Here is a 19121-nt window from a genome sequence, read left to right as displayed (position 1 = left end):
TAGATTTAACATCTTAACAAACAACTGGCAACCGAAAACAGACAACCTGCAACTAAATAAACATCCAGACAGGCAACAGAAAACACGTAACTGGCAGCAGAAAACCCCTTAGCTTTCCTCATTTCTCTCAATCATTGCTGGTTGAATTGCCTTTAAATATTTTGCTTCATCAAATTGGTTTTCGCTTTTTGCAATTACAATTGTTGCTACACCATTGCCAATTACGTTGGTAATTGCTCTGGCTTCACTCATAAATCTATCTACACCAATTAAAATAGAAATGTGCTCGATAGGCATAATTTTAAGTGCAGTTAAGGTAGAAACCAGCACAATAAATCCACTTCCGGTAACACCAGCAGCACCTTTTGAGGTAACCATTAATACGCCCAAAACCGTAATTTGCTGTCCCAATGATAAATCGACATGAAAAACCTGACAAAGGAATATCACAGCCATAGCTAAATAAATTGCCGTACCATCTAAATTAAAAGAATAACCAGTTGGGATAACTAAACCAACAACAGATTTTTCGCAACCAATGGCTTCCATTTTCTGCATCATACTTGGTAATGCAGACTCAGAAGATGAAGTCCCTAAAACGATTAAAATTTCCTGGCGGATAAATTTTAGATACTGCCATAAGCTGAAGTTATAATATCGGCAGATACCATTTAAGATTACAAAAATAAAGAGAATACAGGTTAAATAAACCGAACCCATAAGCTTTGCCATACCAACAACACTTTGTAAACCGTGTGTTCCGATGCTGAAAGCCATTCCACCGAATGCACCAATTGGCGCAAGACGCATAATTACCTTCATGATTTTAAATAAAACTTTAGATATCTTATCAAAAGCATTTAAAACTGAAGTTCCCTCTCCGCCTAGTTTATTCAGGCCGTAACCAAAAAGAATTGCAAATAATAAAATCTGTAATATATTTCCTTCGGCAAAGGCAGCAATAACATTATGAGGAATGATATGTAGGAAAAATTCGGCCCAATTCATGTCTTTGGCTTTATCTGCATAACCTGCAATTTTTGTCGCATCGCCAACCTTTGCCGCAACGCCAACACCAGGCTTTAACAGATTTGCCACCAATAAACCAACAGCAATGGCAACAGTACTCACTATTTCAAAATACAAAAGTGCTTTTCCGCCTACTCTACCTACCTTTTTCATATCGCCCATGTGCGCAATACCCAAAACAATGGTAAAGAAAATGATTGGCGCAATTAACATGCTTATCAGGTTTATAAAACCCTGACTTATAAGCTTTGCGGTTGGTGCAAATTCTGGAAAGTATGTACCTACAAATATTCCAATAATAATAGCGACTATAACCTGAAATGTAAGGTTCGAAAATACTTTCTTAAAAAAATTTGCTGATTTCATTCTTCGAATTTTGAAATGGGAAGATAGATTAATTTTTTCTATCTCTAAAACTTCAAAAAGGAGTTAAAAACAAAAACCCATCATGATTATTCAAGATGGGTTTTTTAAAAAAAATTAATAAAAATTTAAGGTTTAATATCAATCACATCGCCATCTGTAAAAATGCCAAATTCGGCTTTTGAAAATTTAAGTAAACCTCTATTTGTATATTTTAAATTTTGAGGATTGGCAATTCTTATTACCTGACTTTCGCCCACAACTGTTGCTTTGTTACCGTTAACAATGATTGCTGTGCTTTCATCAATACCGACACCAACCATATTTGGATAAGCTGCCAAAGCAGAAATTAATCGATTATAGCGATTACGTTTTAGAAAATGCTGGTCGATAATGGTATTTTTTAACAAACCCATTCCTTGAGAAAACTCGATGTTTTTATCCCAAAGTTTATTAAAGGTTTCTTTGTAAACAGTATCTAAAAGTTGCTTTCCGGTAATCATATATTTACTCATTACCGCAGCGCCTGCACTTGTGCCAGCTATTGTTGAACCATTTTTGTAAGCTTTATGAATGGCATCGTAAACTGGTGTATTCAAAACCACATTCATAAAACGGCTTTGGTCGCCACCTAATATGTATATCAGCTTTGCGTTGGCTAAAGAATCAGTCCAAATTTTATCATTTACATCATGCTTTGCAAAATTGAAATTTCTGATGACACGATTATCCAACTTTATTATTTGCTTAGCAAAGAAATCAAAACCAGCATCAGGTGCTTCGCTTGACATTGGCAACACAATAATATAATCCTTCGGACCCAATTTTGCGGTTTGAAGCATTTTCTGCATCAATTCATCCGAGCGGTTTCCACCACCAATAATAAATAAGCTACCTTTATTTTGGGCATTTGAAAGAAATGCACTGGCTATAAAAATCAGCGATAAAAATACCTTCCTCATTATTTATAAATGCTTACTTCGATTTTACCATCAGCTGTAATTGCACCACGATACATCCCTTCAGTGTTAAAAGGCATAGCCATATTTCCTTTTCTATCTAATGCAATTAAGCCACCATCACCACCCATTTTACCAACTTTTTCGATGGCAATTTTTGATGCTGCCGAGACAGACAAACCTTTATACTCCATTAAATCAGAGATGGTTTTGGCTACCACATTACGAATGTAAAACTCGCCCCAACCTGTACAAGAAACACCAGCTGTTTCGTTATTACAATATGTACCAGAACCTATAATTGGTGCATCGCCAACACGACCGTATTTTTTGTTAGTCATACCGCCTGTAGATGTACCAGCAGCTAAATTGCCTGCTTTATCTAAAGCCACACAGCCAACTGTACCAAATTTATAATCGTGGTTTTTGCTTCCTAAAAGTTCTGATTTTTTACTACCGTGATCTAAAACTGCTTTAGTAGAATCTTCTTTAATTGCTTGCTGCAAACCATCCCAACGTTCTTTTGTCCAGAAATATTTTGGATCTACGATTTCTAAGCCTGCATCTTTTGCAAATAAATCTGCACCTGCACCAACCATCATAACATGTTCTGATTTTTCCATTACCGCTCTTGCAGCAGAGATTGGGTTTTTCACCGTTGTAACTCCTGCAACAGCACCAGCCATCAATGTTTTTCCATCCATTATCGCTGCATCTAGTTCATTTCTACCATCGTGGGTAAAAACAGCTCCTTTACCAGCATTGAAATGTGGATCGTTTTCTAGAACATGAATCGTTGCCTCAACAGCATCTAAACTTGTTTTTCCATCTTTAATTTTCGCATAACCAGCTTGTAGTGCTTCGGTTAAAACCTTTATGTAAATGGCTTCTTTTTCAGGTGTCATATTCTTTTTCAGAATTGTTCCTGCGCCACCATGAATAACCATGACATATTTTTTCTGCTGTGCAGAAACGTTGATTGCTAACACCACAAGTGCTAGTACAAAAAATAACTTTAATGCTTTCATTCTTCTTTCTATTGATCTTTTTTATTTAGAACTCCATTATCAATCCACCACCAATACCATTTACCACCTGTAGCTTCTGTTGCCTTAAAGTTAGCAACATTAAAATTACCACCACCATTTACCGATGCAGGAATTTCATAAACTGAAAGTGCTTTTTCGTTAATGTTCCAAATTGCTTTTTTATTTGCTTCCATTTGTTCAGGCTGTTTGCCTCCATCAGAAATTATGAAATAGGCATAACTATATGGACGAGTGGCAGAATAATCACCAAAAACCTGAGCCTTTCCATCTTTATCAATGCAAACAGCTGTTCTTTCATCAGCAGCAATTGCTTTAGCTGCTATTTTCCAATCCTTATTTATTCTGCCTAAAAAAATGGCTGATCGACCTTCTCTGTCACGAGTTAAATAATGCTGATCGGTAATTACGTTTTGCAAATAAGACGCCTTCAGAAAGTCGTTATTGTAAAGCGTAACATTCGAATCGTAAGGATTGGCCAAAGCTTGTGCAGAAGTTAAACCACCAGTTTCGCCACTGTAATAAAAGCCGCCCAAAATAGCACAGCCAGCACTTGTTCCGCCTACCGGAGCTTTTTTATCGTTCAAAAGATAATTTAGTGCTTGCTCAGTTTTTGTTCCTTTCCAATACCTCATGTAATCAGATTGATCCCCACCGGCAATAAATACCATTTCAGCATTGCGAATAATGTAAGCTACGGTATCGTTATTTGCCAATTCTTTCGAATTAATCAATAAAGTCTCAACAGAGTTTACGGAACCTAAACCGTTAACATAAGGATTATAAGCATCAGTTCCGCTGGCACGTAATATAACTACATCACCTCCGCCACTTCTATCAATCATCCATTTAAATGCTGCGTCAACATCGGTTCCACCGCCCATTAAAACCATACCTCCGTTTGTAGTTTTTACCACATTGCTGCTATCGCCAACTAGACCAATTGATGCAGGTCTACGTTTTGCGACTGGCGTTGTTGTTCCCCCACCGCCTCCTGTTGTGGGTGGTGTAGGCGAAACCGAAGTTTTGCCACAACCCATTACCGAAACGCAATAAGCCATCAGCAGGATAAAGAATGTTTGTTTCATATTCAAAGTTTGAAGATTATATCATAATTCAATTTGTCAGCCTGAGCTTGTCGAAGGTTAAAAGGTGTATCTATTTCCGTTTCGACAAGCTCAACATGACAAGGCTCAAAAAGATATTTAATTTATGATAAAGCCTGATATTTATTAATAACCCGGATTTTGTACGGTATTTTTATTTACTGAAATTTCTAGTGCCGGAAGTGGAAGCGAATATTGTGCTTGTGTAACGGGTAACGTTACAGCTCCTGAAGCATTTACTGCATCAGCAGCTAATCTAACTACAGGTAAATTTCTTCTCTTCAAATCGTAAAAACGATGACCTTCGAAAGCCAGTTCTTTGTAGCGCTCTTCTAAAATAGCTGCAATCAAGGTTGCTTTATCAGCAAATGTTGCATTGGTATATCCATTAATACGAGCATTACGCAACGCATTCAAATCGCCTGCCGCATCTCCGGTAGATTCCGCTTCGGCTTCAGCTTTAATTAAATACATTTCGCCTGTGCGGAACAATTTAATATCTGTTAAACCTGGCGCAGTTGATGTTCCACCGATGTATTTATTAACTAAATATTGAGATCTTGTACCTGTCCTAGTTGCATCAAATTTTATGTATGAGGTGTAGCGTAAATCGTTAACCTTATCAAAAGTATTAATCAATTTAAAAGCAGGCGCATACAATACAATGCCACCAGTTTGGCGAAAGTAAAAATCACCAACTCTCGAATCGGTTGTTCCAACACGTTTTGCTTTCCAAATCACTTCATTTTCATTTGCATCTGTCCAAATACCTGGAAACTGCGCTTTTGTCGCAAGCGGATAAGCAGTAATAACTTCATTTGAATAAGTAATTGCCTCGCTCCAGTTTTTCTCATACAATGCCAATCTAGCTTGAATCGCAGAAACTGCAACTCTTGTAATTCTGGTTCTATCGGTAAAAGTTGTTGGGATTAAACCTTTGGCAGAAACTAAATCTGCTTTTGCGTTAGCGACAACAACTTCGAAATTATCTCTTGCAGGATAAGAAATGGTTGAAGTTTTCATATACGGAACACCCAAGCCACCTGTTTGATAAGCTGATGCATAATTACGTAAAAGTTCGAAGTGAAAATAAGCACGTAGAGCCAAGAGTTCGCCACGGTATCTGTTACCGATTGTTAAATCAGCGCCTGTTAAAGTTAAAGCATCAAGACCTGCAATTGTTCTGTTAACCCTGTCAATTGCAGTGTAGTAACTTGCATAAAGCGAAGTTACCGAACCATTTCCGGCAGTATACAACCACCTGAAAGCATCACTGTTTCCAACTGTGTTTTCTGTCGGAAACGTTGCTTCATCAGAAACTGTTGAAACTAAACTTATTGGTGTATAATCTACCAGAGCATAGGCACCTAATAAACCTAAATTAATATCATTTATGTTTCTAAATGCCTTATCAGGAGATATTGTATCCGTTGGAACTAAATCCAATTTTGTACATGACGATGTAAGAATTAACAACGAAAATATAAGTACGTATTTTTGATATATTTTATTAATCATTGCTATAATTATTAAAAGTTAACATTTAAACCTGCAGTGTATGTTCTGGTGTTTGGATATTGGAAACGACCATAAACTGCATTATTTTCAGGATCTAAGCCTCTCCATTTTGTCCATGTAAATAAATTCTGCCCTTGAATAAAGATTTTTACACCTTTAATAATCCTGGTTTTTTCTAAGATTGATTTTGGAATAGAATAGCCAATATTCACATTTCTCAATCTTAAGAAAGAAGCATCCTGAATATCTTTTGATGTAAAGTTTCTAGGCACATCAAATTTTTGAAGAATTGCATCGTTACCAGAATCACCAGGAACCTGCCATCTGTTTTCTAACATTCTAACACTTTGATTACTGGTTGCATAACGCTGATTTTCGTTATAAAAATCTTCGTTGTTCCAACGCATTACATTCGATACAAATGAGAATAAAGCTGAAGCTGTAATGCCTTTATAACTTAATGAAGTATTAAAACCACCGGTAAATGTTGGATATAAACTACCAGAATTTGTAGTGCTCTGCGTATTTACGTTGTAAGTTGTCGTAATGCTTCCATCAAGATTGTAGTATTGCGCCTCTCCTGTTTGAGGATTTACACCTGCCCAATCCGGAGCAAAATAAGTTCCGTAAGGTAAGCCAACTTTTAAAATTCTTGTATCACCATCAGGATATGAATCCGTAATATCAGTAACATGAAGAATTTTGTTTTTGTTATAACCAGCATTAACACCAACAGACCATAAGAAGTTTCCTGTTTTGATAATATCGCTGTTAACTTCAAACTCAATACCTCTGTTTCTCATTTTACCAGAACTTAAGCTAAGTAATGAGAAACCTGATGTTGCCGAAGGCGGTTGATCAATAAACATATTGGTTGTTAATCTGTAATAGTAATCTGCTGAAATGCGCAATCTGTTTTTAAATATTGCTAAGTCGAAACCAACGTTCGATTCTTTTACATATTCCCAATCGTAATCTGCATTACCCGCAGCTGATGGTCTGATGGCAGCAACACCTCCATAAGATGTTCCAACCGTGTAAGTTGGCAAGTAAGTGAAATCGCCCCCAAACGGACTGGCTGTAATACCGTAACTTGCTCTTACTCTTAAATCATTAACAAAATCGTTATTCTTTAAAAATTCTTCTCCTTTAGCATTCCAGTTTGCACCAAATGAATAGAAACCATGCCATTTATTTTCTGGTGCTACTCTTGTCGAACCATCATAACGATAACTCGCGGTAGCTGTATATTTATCGTTAAAAGTATAACGTGCAACGCCCATAAATGAAGCTAATGCACTTTTGGTTTTGCCGCCTGTTGTTGATGGTAAAAATACTGCACTGTTAGTAACACCTGCCGGAGTTTCAGGTAAACGACCGTCGATACCGTAAGCACTAAAGCCGAAAGAATTATAGTTGTTGTAAACATATTCATAAAAAGCTGAAGCTTCAAAATCATGAACATCATTAAACTTTTTGGCAAAAGTTAAACCAGTCGTTGAAATGATGTTGAAGTTTCTTCTGCTCGCGTCTGTTAAACGACCTTTTCCGCCTAAAGTATTTGCAACACTTCTAGAACCGTAGTAAGAATCTGGATTAACAAATTGCTGGTCGGTCGACTGGCGATAATCAATACCTGCTCTGGTTGTTATTTTTAACTCAGGTAAAATCTGATAGGCAAAAGCAGTACTAATGATTGATTTTAACTGATCAGTTTTATCTGATGAATTTAATAAACGTTCTAAAGCCTGGCTACCTTCTCTTTGGTCTAAAATAAAGTATTGAGATCTGTTACCAGGATGCACTAAAGTTCCATCAAATGCATAAGGATTTTCGTAAGGCAAAGCGTAATAAACTGATGCCATTGCGGTACCTGCTCCAGTTCCACCCTCACCCTCGGTAAAGCTCGATTGAGAATAACCCAAAGATAGGTTTACGCTACCGCTGAATTTATCATCCTTAAAATCTAAATTACTTCTTAATGAATAACGGTCTAAACCAGTACGTTTAGCTACACCTTCCTGACTGTAATAGTTTAATGAATTATAAAAGCGCAAGTTTTCATTTCCACCGCTAATACTTACCTGCTGCTCCTGGAATTTTCCCCTCTGGAAGAAAATATCTCTCCAGTCTGTATTAATTTGCTTTAAACTATCGATTATGAAATCTGCTCTTGCTCTTGTTGTTGCAGTTCCGGCTGCGTAGGTTGGGTTTTTAGGAGAATATGTCCAGCCCGGACCAATATTGCGACCAAAGCTTGCTCCAATTTCTTCTTCAAATTGCAAACGTTGTTCAGTATTCATCATGGTAAAGTTTGGTCTGCTTAAATTTGAGAAACCATACTGCGAAGTATAATTTACTGCTAATTTACCAGCTTTACCTTTTTTAGTTGTTAATACAATAACACCGTTAGAACCTCTTGAACCATAAAGTGCCTTTGCTGATGCATCCTTTAAAACCGTTGCCGATTCAATATCTTCAGGATTGATGGTTTGAAAATAACCAGCTTCAATTGGCACACCATCTAAAACAAATAATGGCGTAGATGAACCATTTACACTACCAATACCACGAATTACAACTGCTGCACTTTGCCCTGGCTGACCAGATGTAGAAATTACGCTCATACCAGGAACTCTACCTTGCAAAATTTGATCTACAGTTAAACCCGGAACCGTGTTAATTTTTTCTGCTGTAACTAACGAAGCTGCGTTTGCAGATTGAGTTTTAGTGTAATTGGTATAACCCGTTACCACAACATCACTCAATGTTCCGGCAGATGGTGTTAATTTTAAAGAGCCCAATTGCGCTTTAGCTAAAACTTCTTTATCTGCATAGCCGATATAAGAAACAACTAAAATGGCATTTTCATCAACATTTCTGATGGAGAAATTACCGTTGTTATCTGTTGCGTAAATTGCCGATTGACCTTTAATGCGAACTGAAGCGCCCGGCATTGGGTTTCCACTTTCATCAACGATTTTACCTGTAACATCAATAGCTTTTAATAGCTCAGTATTATTTACTTTAGGGAAAATTAGAATTGTGTTTTCTTTAATTTCCCAACCAAAAGGTTGCGCTTTTAAAGCTTGTGTTAACACATCAGCAAGCTCTGCGTTTTTTAAATCTATTGTTACCGGTTTAGATTTTTGCTGAATCAAATCAGTATCATACAAAAAGAAATAACCTGTTTGGCGTTTAATTTCTTTTAAAATTTTTACCAACGGTGTATTTTTCTGACTAATATTTATGCGTTGAGAAAATGCATTTGCACTTACTTGCAGGCACACAACCGTCATTAAAAAAATAAAAAGTTTCATAGCTCTAAGAAATTGATGGTTAAAATAATCTGGAGCTAAATCCTTTGGCTTATCCACATCGGATTTACTACTTCGAGTGTAAAAGTTCATACATTCAGTTTGGTTTAAAGGTTAAATTGATTAGTTAATATTTTGGCTTTGAGCCGTCTATTTGGTTAGTTTATTTTTCTGATAAAACTTTGAGTTTTCGTCCTTCTTCAAGCTCAAATTTGATATTTCCGGTTTTTTCGAGCATTTTTAATACTTCAGATAATTTTGATTTTCTGGGCACCATTCCATTGTAACGCTTAGCCGGAACATCAGAATAGTCGATTTTAATATCGTACCATCTTTCTAATTGATTTAGAATAACTTTCAATTCTGAATCGTTAAATTGAAAAAGTCCGTTTTTCCAGGCTGTTTCATCGTCGGTATCCACATCGTTAGCTATCTTGATAGATGATTGTTCTCCAATACCGCTGATTGCCTGTTCTCCGGGCTTTAAAATCTTCGAAAATTTTAAATTGCTTACCTGAACACTACCTTCTAATAAGGTTGTTTTAACGGTATTATCATCTAAATAACTATTGATGTTAAAGTGCGTACCCAATACTTCTACATTTTGATTTTGGCTTTGAACACGAAAAGGCATCGATTTATTTTTTGCAACTTCAAAGTATGCTTCTCCAGTGAGTAAAACTAAACGCTGTTTGCCTACAAATGCCTCAGGATATTTTAATGATGATGCAGCATTTAGCCAAACCTTAGTTCCATCGGGCAGAATAACCTGATATTGACCACCTTTTGGCGTCGAGATTGTGTTATAAGCAATATTTTTATCAGCATTTAGTAGCTTATTGTTCACTATTGTGTAAACCAACTGACCATCTTTTTCTTTCGAAATTTTGATGCCATCCTGATCGCTGATATCTGATGAGGTATTTTCGTCAAGAATTACTATAGAACCATCAGCTAGCGTTAATATTGCCTTGTTTGTACCGGGCAAAATATCCAGATTCTTTTTTAGCGTTTGAGCAACATTTACTATCGAAGAAGTACTTTGAACTTGAAAATAATAGAATCCTCCGAAAACAATCGCTAATAGCGCTGCTACCGAAATGTATTTAAACAAAGGTTTTATTTTTGATTTTTTTGTTGATGCAATTTTCGTCTGGATGGCTTTAAAGTTTGCTTCCTCAAATTCTTTAACTTCTTCAGCAGGATTAGCATCTTGATTGTTTTCGCCAAGAAAATTATAATATTCTTCAACAAATCTCACCTCATCGGCATTTGCTGTGCCAGATAAATAACGTTCAACAATTTTTTCTAAATCTTTTCGGTTAGGAAATGAGTTCATTTTTCCGGTTTTTACATACTATGTACCGGAAGTCGGGAAATCTCCCAAAAAAATAAAATAAAAAATACTGAAAAGATAACTAAGAAGAAATTACCTAAGAAAAGTAAGACATGTCGAGGCCAAAATCAAAAACATATGCGTAAGTCTAAATTTTAGCGCATGCGTAGCCGTAGTTAATTGATTTTGTACTGTTTTTTGAGAAACATTCAGCTGAACAGAAATTTTAGCCGTAGATAATCCCTCGAAATAATGAAGTAGAAATATTTTTCGCCGCTTTTCTGGCAAAGCTTTGATAAAAAGTTCGATTAATCCACGAACTTCTTTTTCTAATAATTCTCCATCTGTTTGTAAGGGAGAGATTAATTTTTGCTCAAAAACCTCGCTAAAAGAATTGTTTTTACTGCTTTTATGAATGTGCTTTAAAACCTGAAAACGTACAGCCGTATGTAAATATGCTAAAGGTTTCTGTAAATCAAGCTCTGTTCTTCGGTTCCACAAATCGGCAAAAACATTCTGAATAACATCCTGACATTTTTCCTTTTCGGGTAAACGCTTGTACGCAGCATTGTAAAGTTCGGGCCAATAAAGTTTGTAGATTTTGCTAAAAGCCTCCTCATCTCCTTGCTTTAATAAATCAAAGAGGTAAAAATCGTTTTCACTATTTCCTGTGGTTGCCAAAAATTATGCTAGTTGAGAAACCAAACATAATCAATTTTAAGAACTTTTAGCTATCCCTTCTGATGAGAATTGCAAATCGTAAAGCTTTTTGTAGTAACCATTTAGCTTAAGCAGTTGCTGATGCGTTCCTTTCTCTTTGATTTCGCCTTTATCCAGTACAATAATTTGATTTGCCTTTTGAATGGTTGATAAACGATGAGCAATTACTATTGAAGTTCGGCCATCCATTAAGTTATCAATTGCTTTCTGAATTAATAACTCGGTTTCTGTATCAACGGATGAAGTTGCTTCGTCTAAAACCAGAATTGCAGGATTATGCACCAATGCCCGAATAAAGGAAATGAGCTGCGCTTGTCCTGCAGAAAGTGTTGAACCTCTTTCCATTACATTGTATTGGTAGCCGCCTGGTAAACGTTCGATAAAATCGTGTGCACCAACTTTTTTAGCAGCATTTACAACTTCTGCAAGCGTAATTTGAGGATTATTTAAAGTGATGTTGTTTAAAATCGTATCTGAAAAAAGAAAAACATCCTGAAGAACTGTTGCTATATTGCTTCTTAAATAATTCAATTCTAAGTTGTGAATATCAATTCCATCAACTGTAATTTCGCCCTTTTTTACCTCGTAGAAACGATTTAAAATATTTATGGTTGATGATTTTCCTGCACCAGTTGCACCAACCAATGCCACTGTTTCGCCAGCTTTTACATCAAAGGTTAAATCTTTTAAAACGTAGTTATCATCATTGTAAGCGAACCAAACATTTTTAAATTCGATATTTCCATCAAGTTTTGTAGGCGTAAGTTTGCCTGTGTTTGGCGTTTTTTCATCGGTATCTAAAACTTTAAAAACACGTTCAGCGCCAACCATACCCATCTGTAAAGTATTAAACTTATCCGCCAGTTGGCGAATTGGTGTAAAAACCATTCCCAAATACATAATAAATTGTGTGATGGTTCCAGGTGTTACATCGAAAGGTTTGGCTAATATGCTTTTAGAACCATACCAGATTAACAATCCTAACGACATTGCCGAAATTAATTCAACAACCGGAAAAAAGATTGAATAATACCAGTTTGAACGAATATTGGCATCGCGATAGCGCTTATTTATTGCGTAGAACTTTTTATATTCTTGTCGCTCGCGAGCGAAATATTGAACAATAGAAACTCCGGTAATGTGCTCTTGCAAGAATGTATTCAGGTTCGACACCTCATTTCTGATTTCCTGAAAAGCTACTTTAATTGATTTCTGAAATTTTCGGGTAGCTATAATTAAAAGCGGAATTGGCAGAAGTACAACCAAGCTTAATTCCCAATCGGTAAATAGCATTACAGCAACAATTACTACAATTTGCAAGGAATCGCCAATCATCGAAATTAAACCTTCAGAAAATATATCGGCAATGGTTTCTAAATCTGAAACTGTACGTGTAATTAATTGCCCGATGGGCGTTTTATCGAAATATTTTAATCTTAATTGAGTAATGTGATTAAAAACATTAATTCTTAAATCGCGAATAACCGATTGGCCTAAAGTATTTGTTAATAAGGTATGGCTGTATTGAATAAGTGATTGAAGAATTAGCATGAAAACCATAAGCATTGTCATGTTCACTAACCCACTATAATTACCGGTTAGGATGTAATTATCAAGCGTAAATTTTATTAGAAATGGACGAACCGGAGAAATTGCCGCAAGTAAAATGGTTAAAATAACCGACCATACAAACACGCCACGATAAGGCTTCACGTATTGAAAAATACGTTTCAGCAATCCTGTGTTATATACGTCGCCTGTTACTGCCATTTGTCTGTTGTCTGTTGTCTGTTGTCTGTTGTCTGTTGTCTGTTGTCTGTTTAGAAGTTGTTTCGGTTAAAGGTTTAATTGATTAAATTTTTATTTTGCACCTCGGCAACAATTATACATAAGGATACCCTACTTTAACTAAATACAAGCCACAAGCCGGTACGGATTGCCCTGCATTGCTTCTGTTTTTACTATCAATTATATGTTTAAAATCTTCTAAATTAATTTCTTTTTTACCAATTCTTACCAGTGTTCCAACTATTGCCCTAACCATATTTCGAAGAAAGCGGTCGGCTTCGATAGTGAAAACCAAACTACCATTTTCTTCTTCAAATTGTGCTCTTACAATTTTACAGTTATTTGTAAAGGTTTGGGTATTTGATTTACTGAAACACGAAAAATCGGTATAATTTAATAACTCTTTTGCTGCATCGTTCATTAAAGCAATATCCAATTTATCTTTTAGCAACCAGGAACGGTTAAGTTTAAAAGGGTCTTTTTCAAAATGAATATAGTACTTGTAAGCTCTTGCAGTGGCATCGAATCTTGCATGTGCTTCATCAGCAACAGGAATAATTCTTTTTGCTGCAATTTGATAAGGAAGCATGGCATTTATGCCACCAACTGCTGCTAAGACCTTGTCTTCACTTATATTTTCGATATCGAAATGAGCGTAAAAATCAGTAGCGTGTACGCCAGAATCCGTTCTGCCGCAGCCTAAAGTTTCAATAGGTTGTCTGAAAAAAGTAGACATAGATTTATCCAACAACTCCTGAACGGTTACTGCATTTGGTTGGATTTGCCAGCCGTGGTATAAGCTGCCATCGTAAGCAATTTGTATGAAATACCTTTTTTTATTCAAAGCGATGCAAAAATACTTTTTCCTTTTATTAGATAAGTGTGCAAAATGGAATTAAATATATATTTGTACAATTTATTAAATTAACATGATACAAAGAATACAATCTATTTGGCTTTTTTTAGCAACAATTGTTTTGATTTTGATGTTGTTTTTACCAATAGCTTCGAAAAATATTGGAGGTGAAGAATCTGCGATTTATATTAAAGGAATGCAGCAAACCTTTGGTGGAAATGGTTCGCTAGTGAAAACCAATATCCCTATTTTACTGACAGGAATAGTTATAACAGTTATTTGCTTTATAAGTATTTTCAATTTCAAAAGGAGAAGTCTGCAGAAGAGATTAATTATTTTTACCATAGCTGCAATTATTGGTTTTGCATTTTGGTGTAGTATTTATGCTAAACAACTTCCTGGAGGTATTGAAGGTGCAACTTTTGGCGTTGGCGCTTACATGCCTGCGTTGGCAATTTTATTTCTTGTACTTGCTATTTTCGGTATTAATAAAGATGAAAGGTTAATACGCTCTGCTGAAAGGTTGCGTTAATATTTATTCTGTTTTTGCCCTTTAAACCCGATTGTAACGGAAATACTTTTTAATTAGCACCAACATAAATATTCTGTCATGCTGAGGCACGAAGCATCTGTAACCGATGAAACAGATGCTTCGTGCCTCAGCATGACAGCTAAAATTAAAAAGATTGTAGTGTAAAGCGGGACTGCTTTAACCGATAAATTACAGGTTTCGATTTTCAAATCTTTGAAGATATTTACAAGCATCACGCTGCTGATTTGTCGAGCATCTATTCCCCATTACCAAAGCACTATTCCCTATCTTTTCTTTCTTCCTTATTTTCAAATATTTAGCTTAAAAAACTATTTACTTAACTATCAATAAAATACGGAATATTAACCGTACCTTTGCGGCTCAATTAAAAATAAAAGACGAATGACAAACCCATTTCAATTATTGGGGATAAGTGATGACGTCGTTAATGCCGTAAAGGACCTTGGATTTGAAACTCCAACGCCTATTCAGGAGCAAAGTATTCCTGTACTGTTAGAAGGCACTAATGATTTTGTTGGTTTGGCCCAAACAGGAACAGGAAAAACAGCCGCATTTGGTTTGCCGCTGTTAGAACTAATCGATTTTAAAGTAACAAAACCGCAGGCATTAATTTTATGCCCAACGCGTGAGTTATGTTTACAAATCGCTAACGACCTTAAAAACTTTTCTAAAAACGTTGCTAATGCCCACGTTGTTGCCGTTTACGGTGGCGCGAACATTATGCAACAACTACGCGAAATACGCCAAGGCGTTCAAATCGTAGTGGCCACGCCCGGCCGTATGTTGGATATCATTGGCCGTAAGGCAATTGATTTTTCAAGCGTTAAATATGTTGTGCTTGATGAAGCTGACGAGATGTTAAACATGGGTTTCCAGGATGACATTAACGACATTTTATCAACTACTCCTGATGACAAAAAAACCTGGTTATTCTCGGCTACAATGCCTGCAGAAGTTCGCCGTATAGCTAAAAACTATATGGATAACCCTGTAGAATTAACGATGGGCACAAAAAATACAGGTAACGTAAACATCGAACACGAATACTATGTTGTTCGTGCCCGTGATAAATACGCTGCCTTAAAACGTATTGTAGATTTTAACCCTGAAATTTTCGGTGTTGTTTTCTGTAAAACGAAGTTAGATACTCAGGATATTGCTGAGCATTTAATTAAAGATGGTTACAGTGCTGATGCTTTACATGGCGATTTATCGCAACAACAACGTGATAAAGTTATGCAACGTTTCCGTGAGCGTAACATGCAATTATTAATTGCTACTGATGTTGCTGCTCGTGGTATCGATGTAAGTGGTGTAACTCACGTAGTTAACTATTCTTTACCTGATGAAATTGAAAGTTATACTCACCGTTCTGGCCGTACTGGTCGTGCAGGTAAAACTGGTATTTCAATCTGTATCATCAACTCTAAAGAGTTAGGTAAAATCCGTCAGTTAGAGCGTATTATTGGTAAACAATTTACTAAAGCCGAGCTACCTACAGGATTTGATGTTTGCGAAAAACAACTTTTCTCTTTAGTACATAAAGTACATAACGTAGAAGTTAACAACGAGCAAATCGACCAATACATTCCTCGTATTATGGATGAATTTGCTGATTTATCTAAAGAAGATGTAATTAAACGTTTTGCTTCGTTAGAGTTTAACCGTTTCTTAGATTACTATTCTAAAGCGCCTGATTTAAATGCAGCTGTTGGAGATGATCGTGGTGAAAGAGGTGAACGTGGCGAAAGACGCGGACGTGGTAGCGAAGGTTATACTCGTTTATTTATCAACTTAGGTTCGGTAGATGAGTTTACTCGTGGCGATATGTTATCTTTTATCTGTAACAATGGTAAAATTGGTGGCAAAAGCGTTGGTAAAATCGATTTAAAAGGTGTTTTCTCTTTCTTTGAAGTAGAGGATGCTGTTGCTGATAAAGTTTTCGAAGGCTTTAAAGCTGTAGAATTTAACGGTCGTCAGGTTCGTATCGAAAAGAGCGGAGACGGTGGACGTGGTGAAGGTGCAGGCGAAAGACGCGGTGGCGGTGAAAGACGTAGCGGTGGATTTGGTGGCGAACGCAGAAGCGGCGGTGGCGGCGGTTACCGTGGAAACGGTGGCGGTGGCGGTGGCGACAGAAGAAGTTCTGGCGGTAGCGGACGTAGAGATGGTGGAAGCCGTGAAGGTGGTGGTTTCAGAGATTTCTCTGGACGTAGCCGTGATGAAAAAGGTGGAAGCAGAGAAGGTGGAAGTGGACGTAGAGAAGGCGGAAATCGTGAAGGTGGAAGCGGCGAACGTCGCAAAAAATGGTAAATCACTAAACCAAATATTTTACAAGCCGTTCCGAAATTTCGGAACGGCTTTTTTTTGCCCTTTAGAATCGACTTCGCGACAGCTAAAAATTTTTAAACTATTTAGAAAAGCAAATTTCTGCCCCTATTAATGTAAGTCGGGCTATTCGTTAAATCTTTTTTGCGCAAAACTTAAACTTACGAAGTCTATTTACAAAGGTGCTCAGGAAACTTCGTAAGTTTTATCAAAAGCAAAAAAGTATATCACTCCTATCCGGTTTAGTTAAATCTGCCAGTTAAACTATTATAGGCAACCTTGCCAAAGCATTAAAAATATCTACAATTTTTCAATCAAAGCACTATATTTAATTACATCAAAAAATATTATGAGCGTTTTAAATCGGTTGCTAACTTTTGTTCTTTTATTTAGCATACAAGCCAAGGCACAAAATAATACTCTAAAAACAGAAAAAATGCAATGGTTTGCAGATGCCAAACTTGGTATTTTCATACATTGGGGCATTTATTCTGTAAATGGAATTTCCGAGTCTTGGGCCTTTTATAATAATTACATTAACCACGACAACTATATGAAACAGCTTGATGGATTTACGGCTGCAAAGTATAATCCACAAGATTGGGTAAGTTTAATTAAAGAAAGTGGCGCTAAATATGCAGTTATTACTACCAAACATCACGATGGTATTTCACTTTGGAATACTAAAGCCCCAAAAGCAACAAGTACCTTAAATAACAGCGCTGCAAAGAAAGATTTAATATCGCCTTTTGTTACCGAGCTTAAAAAAGCCGGACTAAAAACGGGTTTATATTTTTCACTTCCAGATTGGAGTTATGCTGATTACGATGTTTTTACCAGAGAAAGAAAACGTTATGATTCAAAAGCAGATTTGCCAAGATGGAATCGTTATTTAAATTATTATCAAGGGCAGCTGAAAGAACTTTCTACCCAGTATAATCCAGATTTAATGTGGTTTGATGGCGATTGGGAGCATACACCGGAAGAATGGCAGAGCGATAAAGTTCACGGTTTATTGAAAGCTAAAAATCCTAACATCATTATTAATTCGAGACTTGATAAACATGGAGATTATGATACGCCCGAGCAAGGAGTTCCGGTGGTAAAACCAAATGCCAAATATTGGGAACTTTGTTATACCATGAACGATTCCTGGGGTTTTCAACCTTATGACAAACATTACAAATCATCAAACATGATTATCAGAACTTTGGTAGATTGTATTAATATGGGCGGAAATTTATTGCTGGATATTGGTCCGAAAGCAGATGGAACCATAGCCGAGGAGCAAGTCAAAATCTTAAAAGATTTAGGTCGCTGGACTAAAAAACATAGCGAGGCGATTTACGAAACACAAGCAGGAATTCCAGACGGACATATTAATGCGAAAACAGCTTTATCGAAGGATAAAAAGGAACTTTACATATACCTGGATTTTAAAACTACCAAAGGTATTGCATTAAAAGGCATTAGATCAGCTATAAAAAAGGTAGAAATTGTTGGAAGCAAAGCTGAAGTTAAATCTACAAAGTTTAACAATACAGATTATATTTTTGATGTTAAAGAAAGTGATTTTGATACTGACGTTACAGTTTTAAAGGTTTCTTTTAATGAAGAGATTCAATTCTCAGATAAAAAAGAGAATCCACTTTCTTTACAAACATTATTTGAAGTTACCCATGCAATGGATTTTACAAATTTAAACTTAAGAACCCTTGCTAGTGATATAAATGATGGAGTAAATATTTTCGAAAACACCAACCTTACTTCAGATGGTTTAGGATTTAAATCAGAAATAAAAAATGCAAAAAACAGAGTAAATGCTTGGGTAGTTAAAAATGCAGAAGCTTTATACAAAACTAAAAAAGGAATTCCGCCAGGTCATTTTACTGGAAACACTGTTTTATCTGCAGATAAGCAAACACTTTATCTTTTTGTAGAGGGAACGCCAACAGGTCCAATTGCCATTAAAGGCTTAAAAAATAACATCAGCAGAATAAGGGTAGTTGGCGAAGGCACAATGCTTAACCACGAAGTTTATAATAAATTGTACTGGAGTAAAGTTCCAGGAATCGTTTATATTGATATCCCCAAAGAAAAATTAGATAAGGAGTTAACCGTTATTGCTGTGCTTTTAGATGGACCAATTGATTTGTACAGAGAAAAAGTTGGCGCCATTGAAAGCAACCTATAATTATTTGACAA

The 19121-nt window shown here is 36.2% G+C and carries 13 protein-coding genes; 3 read left to right on the top strand and 10 right to left on the bottom strand.

The genetic code is table 11. From position 1 onward, the window contains the following. Nucleotides 1-108: 108 nt before the first annotated feature. The 10 genes from dctA to truA all read right to left on the bottom strand — a co-directional run bounded on the left by dctA (nucleotide 109) and on the right by truA (nucleotide 14026). Nucleotides 109-1395 carry a C4-dicarboxylate transporter DctA gene (gene dctA / locus ACO05K_RS00985; RefSeq protein WP_421942605.1) on the bottom strand — a complete coding sequence of 429 codons (1287 nt, stop codon included), beginning with the start codon at nucleotides 1393-1395 and terminating at the stop codon, nucleotides 109-111. A 125-nt stretch (nucleotides 1396-1520) separates the two neighbouring features. Next, nucleotides 1521-2354, bottom strand: coding sequence for a cyanophycinase (locus ACO05K_RS00980; protein ID WP_421942604.1), 834 nt, complete (start codon nucleotides 2352-2354; stop codon nucleotides 1521-1523). Next, the gene (locus ACO05K_RS00975) at nucleotides 2354-3379 is read right to left on the bottom strand and encodes an isoaspartyl peptidase/L-asparaginase family protein (RefSeq protein WP_421942603.1); all 1026 of its coding nucleotides are present in this window, start codon (nucleotides 3377-3379) and stop codon (nucleotides 2354-2356) included. The genes ACO05K_RS00980 and ACO05K_RS00975 overlap by 1 nt, the downstream gene beginning before the upstream one ends. Before the next feature lie 8 nt (nucleotides 3380-3387). Then, nucleotides 3388-4485 (bottom strand): cyanophycinase, encoded by a 1098-nt coding sequence (locus ACO05K_RS00970; RefSeq protein WP_421942602.1) that lies wholly within the window; start codon nucleotides 4483-4485, stop codon nucleotides 3388-3390. A 144-nt stretch (nucleotides 4486-4629) separates the two neighbouring features. Next, a complete protein-coding gene (locus ACO05K_RS00965; RefSeq protein ID WP_421942601.1) occupies nucleotides 4630-6021 on the bottom strand; it encodes a RagB/SusD family nutrient uptake outer membrane protein in 1392 nt (463 codons plus the stop codon). 11 nt (nucleotides 6022-6032) lie between these two features. Further along, entirely contained in the window at nucleotides 6033-9431 is a 3399-nt protein-coding gene (locus ACO05K_RS00960) for a SusC/RagA family TonB-linked outer membrane protein (protein ID WP_421942600.1), read from the bottom strand. 70 nt (nucleotides 9432-9501) lie between these two features. After that, nucleotides 9502-10677, bottom strand: coding sequence for a FecR family protein (locus ACO05K_RS00955; RefSeq protein ID WP_421942599.1), 1176 nt, complete (start codon nucleotides 10675-10677; stop codon nucleotides 9502-9504). Between the two features lie 90 nt (nucleotides 10678-10767). Then, nucleotides 10768-11355, bottom strand: a complete 588-nt coding sequence (locus ACO05K_RS00950; protein ID WP_421942598.1) for an RNA polymerase sigma factor — start codon at nucleotides 11353-11355, stop codon at nucleotides 10768-10770. Nucleotides 11356-11391: 36 nt separating this feature from the next. Then, complete coding sequence (locus ACO05K_RS00945; RefSeq protein ID WP_421942597.1) at nucleotides 11392-13164, bottom strand: ABC transporter ATP-binding protein; 1773 nt, start codon at nucleotides 13162-13164, stop codon at nucleotides 11392-11394. A gap of 112 nt (nucleotides 13165-13276) precedes the next feature. Then, nucleotides 13277-14026 carry a tRNA pseudouridine(38-40) synthase TruA gene (gene truA, locus ACO05K_RS00940; RefSeq protein WP_421942596.1) on the bottom strand — a complete coding sequence of 250 codons (750 nt, stop codon included), beginning with the start codon at nucleotides 14024-14026 and terminating at the stop codon, nucleotides 13277-13279. A gap of 85 nt (nucleotides 14027-14111) precedes the next feature. On the opposite strand from truA, the gene ACO05K_RS00935 reads away from it, so the two are divergent. The 3 genes from ACO05K_RS00935 to ACO05K_RS00925 all read left to right on the top strand — a co-directional run bounded on the left by ACO05K_RS00935 (nucleotide 14112) and on the right by ACO05K_RS00925 (nucleotide 19110). Beyond that, nucleotides 14112-14570, top strand: coding sequence for a DUF4293 domain-containing protein (locus ACO05K_RS00935; protein WP_421942595.1), 459 nt, complete (start codon nucleotides 14112-14114; stop codon nucleotides 14568-14570). A gap of 402 nt (nucleotides 14571-14972) precedes the next feature. Further along, a complete protein-coding gene (locus ACO05K_RS00930; protein ID WP_421942594.1) occupies nucleotides 14973-16901 on the top strand; it encodes a DEAD/DEAH box helicase in 1929 nt (642 codons plus the stop codon). Nucleotides 16902-17265: 364 nt separating this feature from the next. Beyond that, nucleotides 17266-19110, top strand: a complete 1845-nt coding sequence (locus ACO05K_RS00925; RefSeq protein WP_421942593.1) for an alpha-L-fucosidase — start codon at nucleotides 17266-17268, stop codon at nucleotides 19108-19110. Nucleotides 19111-19121 lie beyond the last annotated feature (11 nt).

Origin of the sequence: Pedobacter sp. (genome assembly GCF_965227205.1) — a bacterium.
GTDB lineage: Bacteria > Bacteroidota > Bacteroidia > Sphingobacteriales > Sphingobacteriaceae > Pedobacter.
Note: the sequence above shows the minus strand (reverse complement) of the source record. Positions and strands in the feature narration are given on the sequence as shown.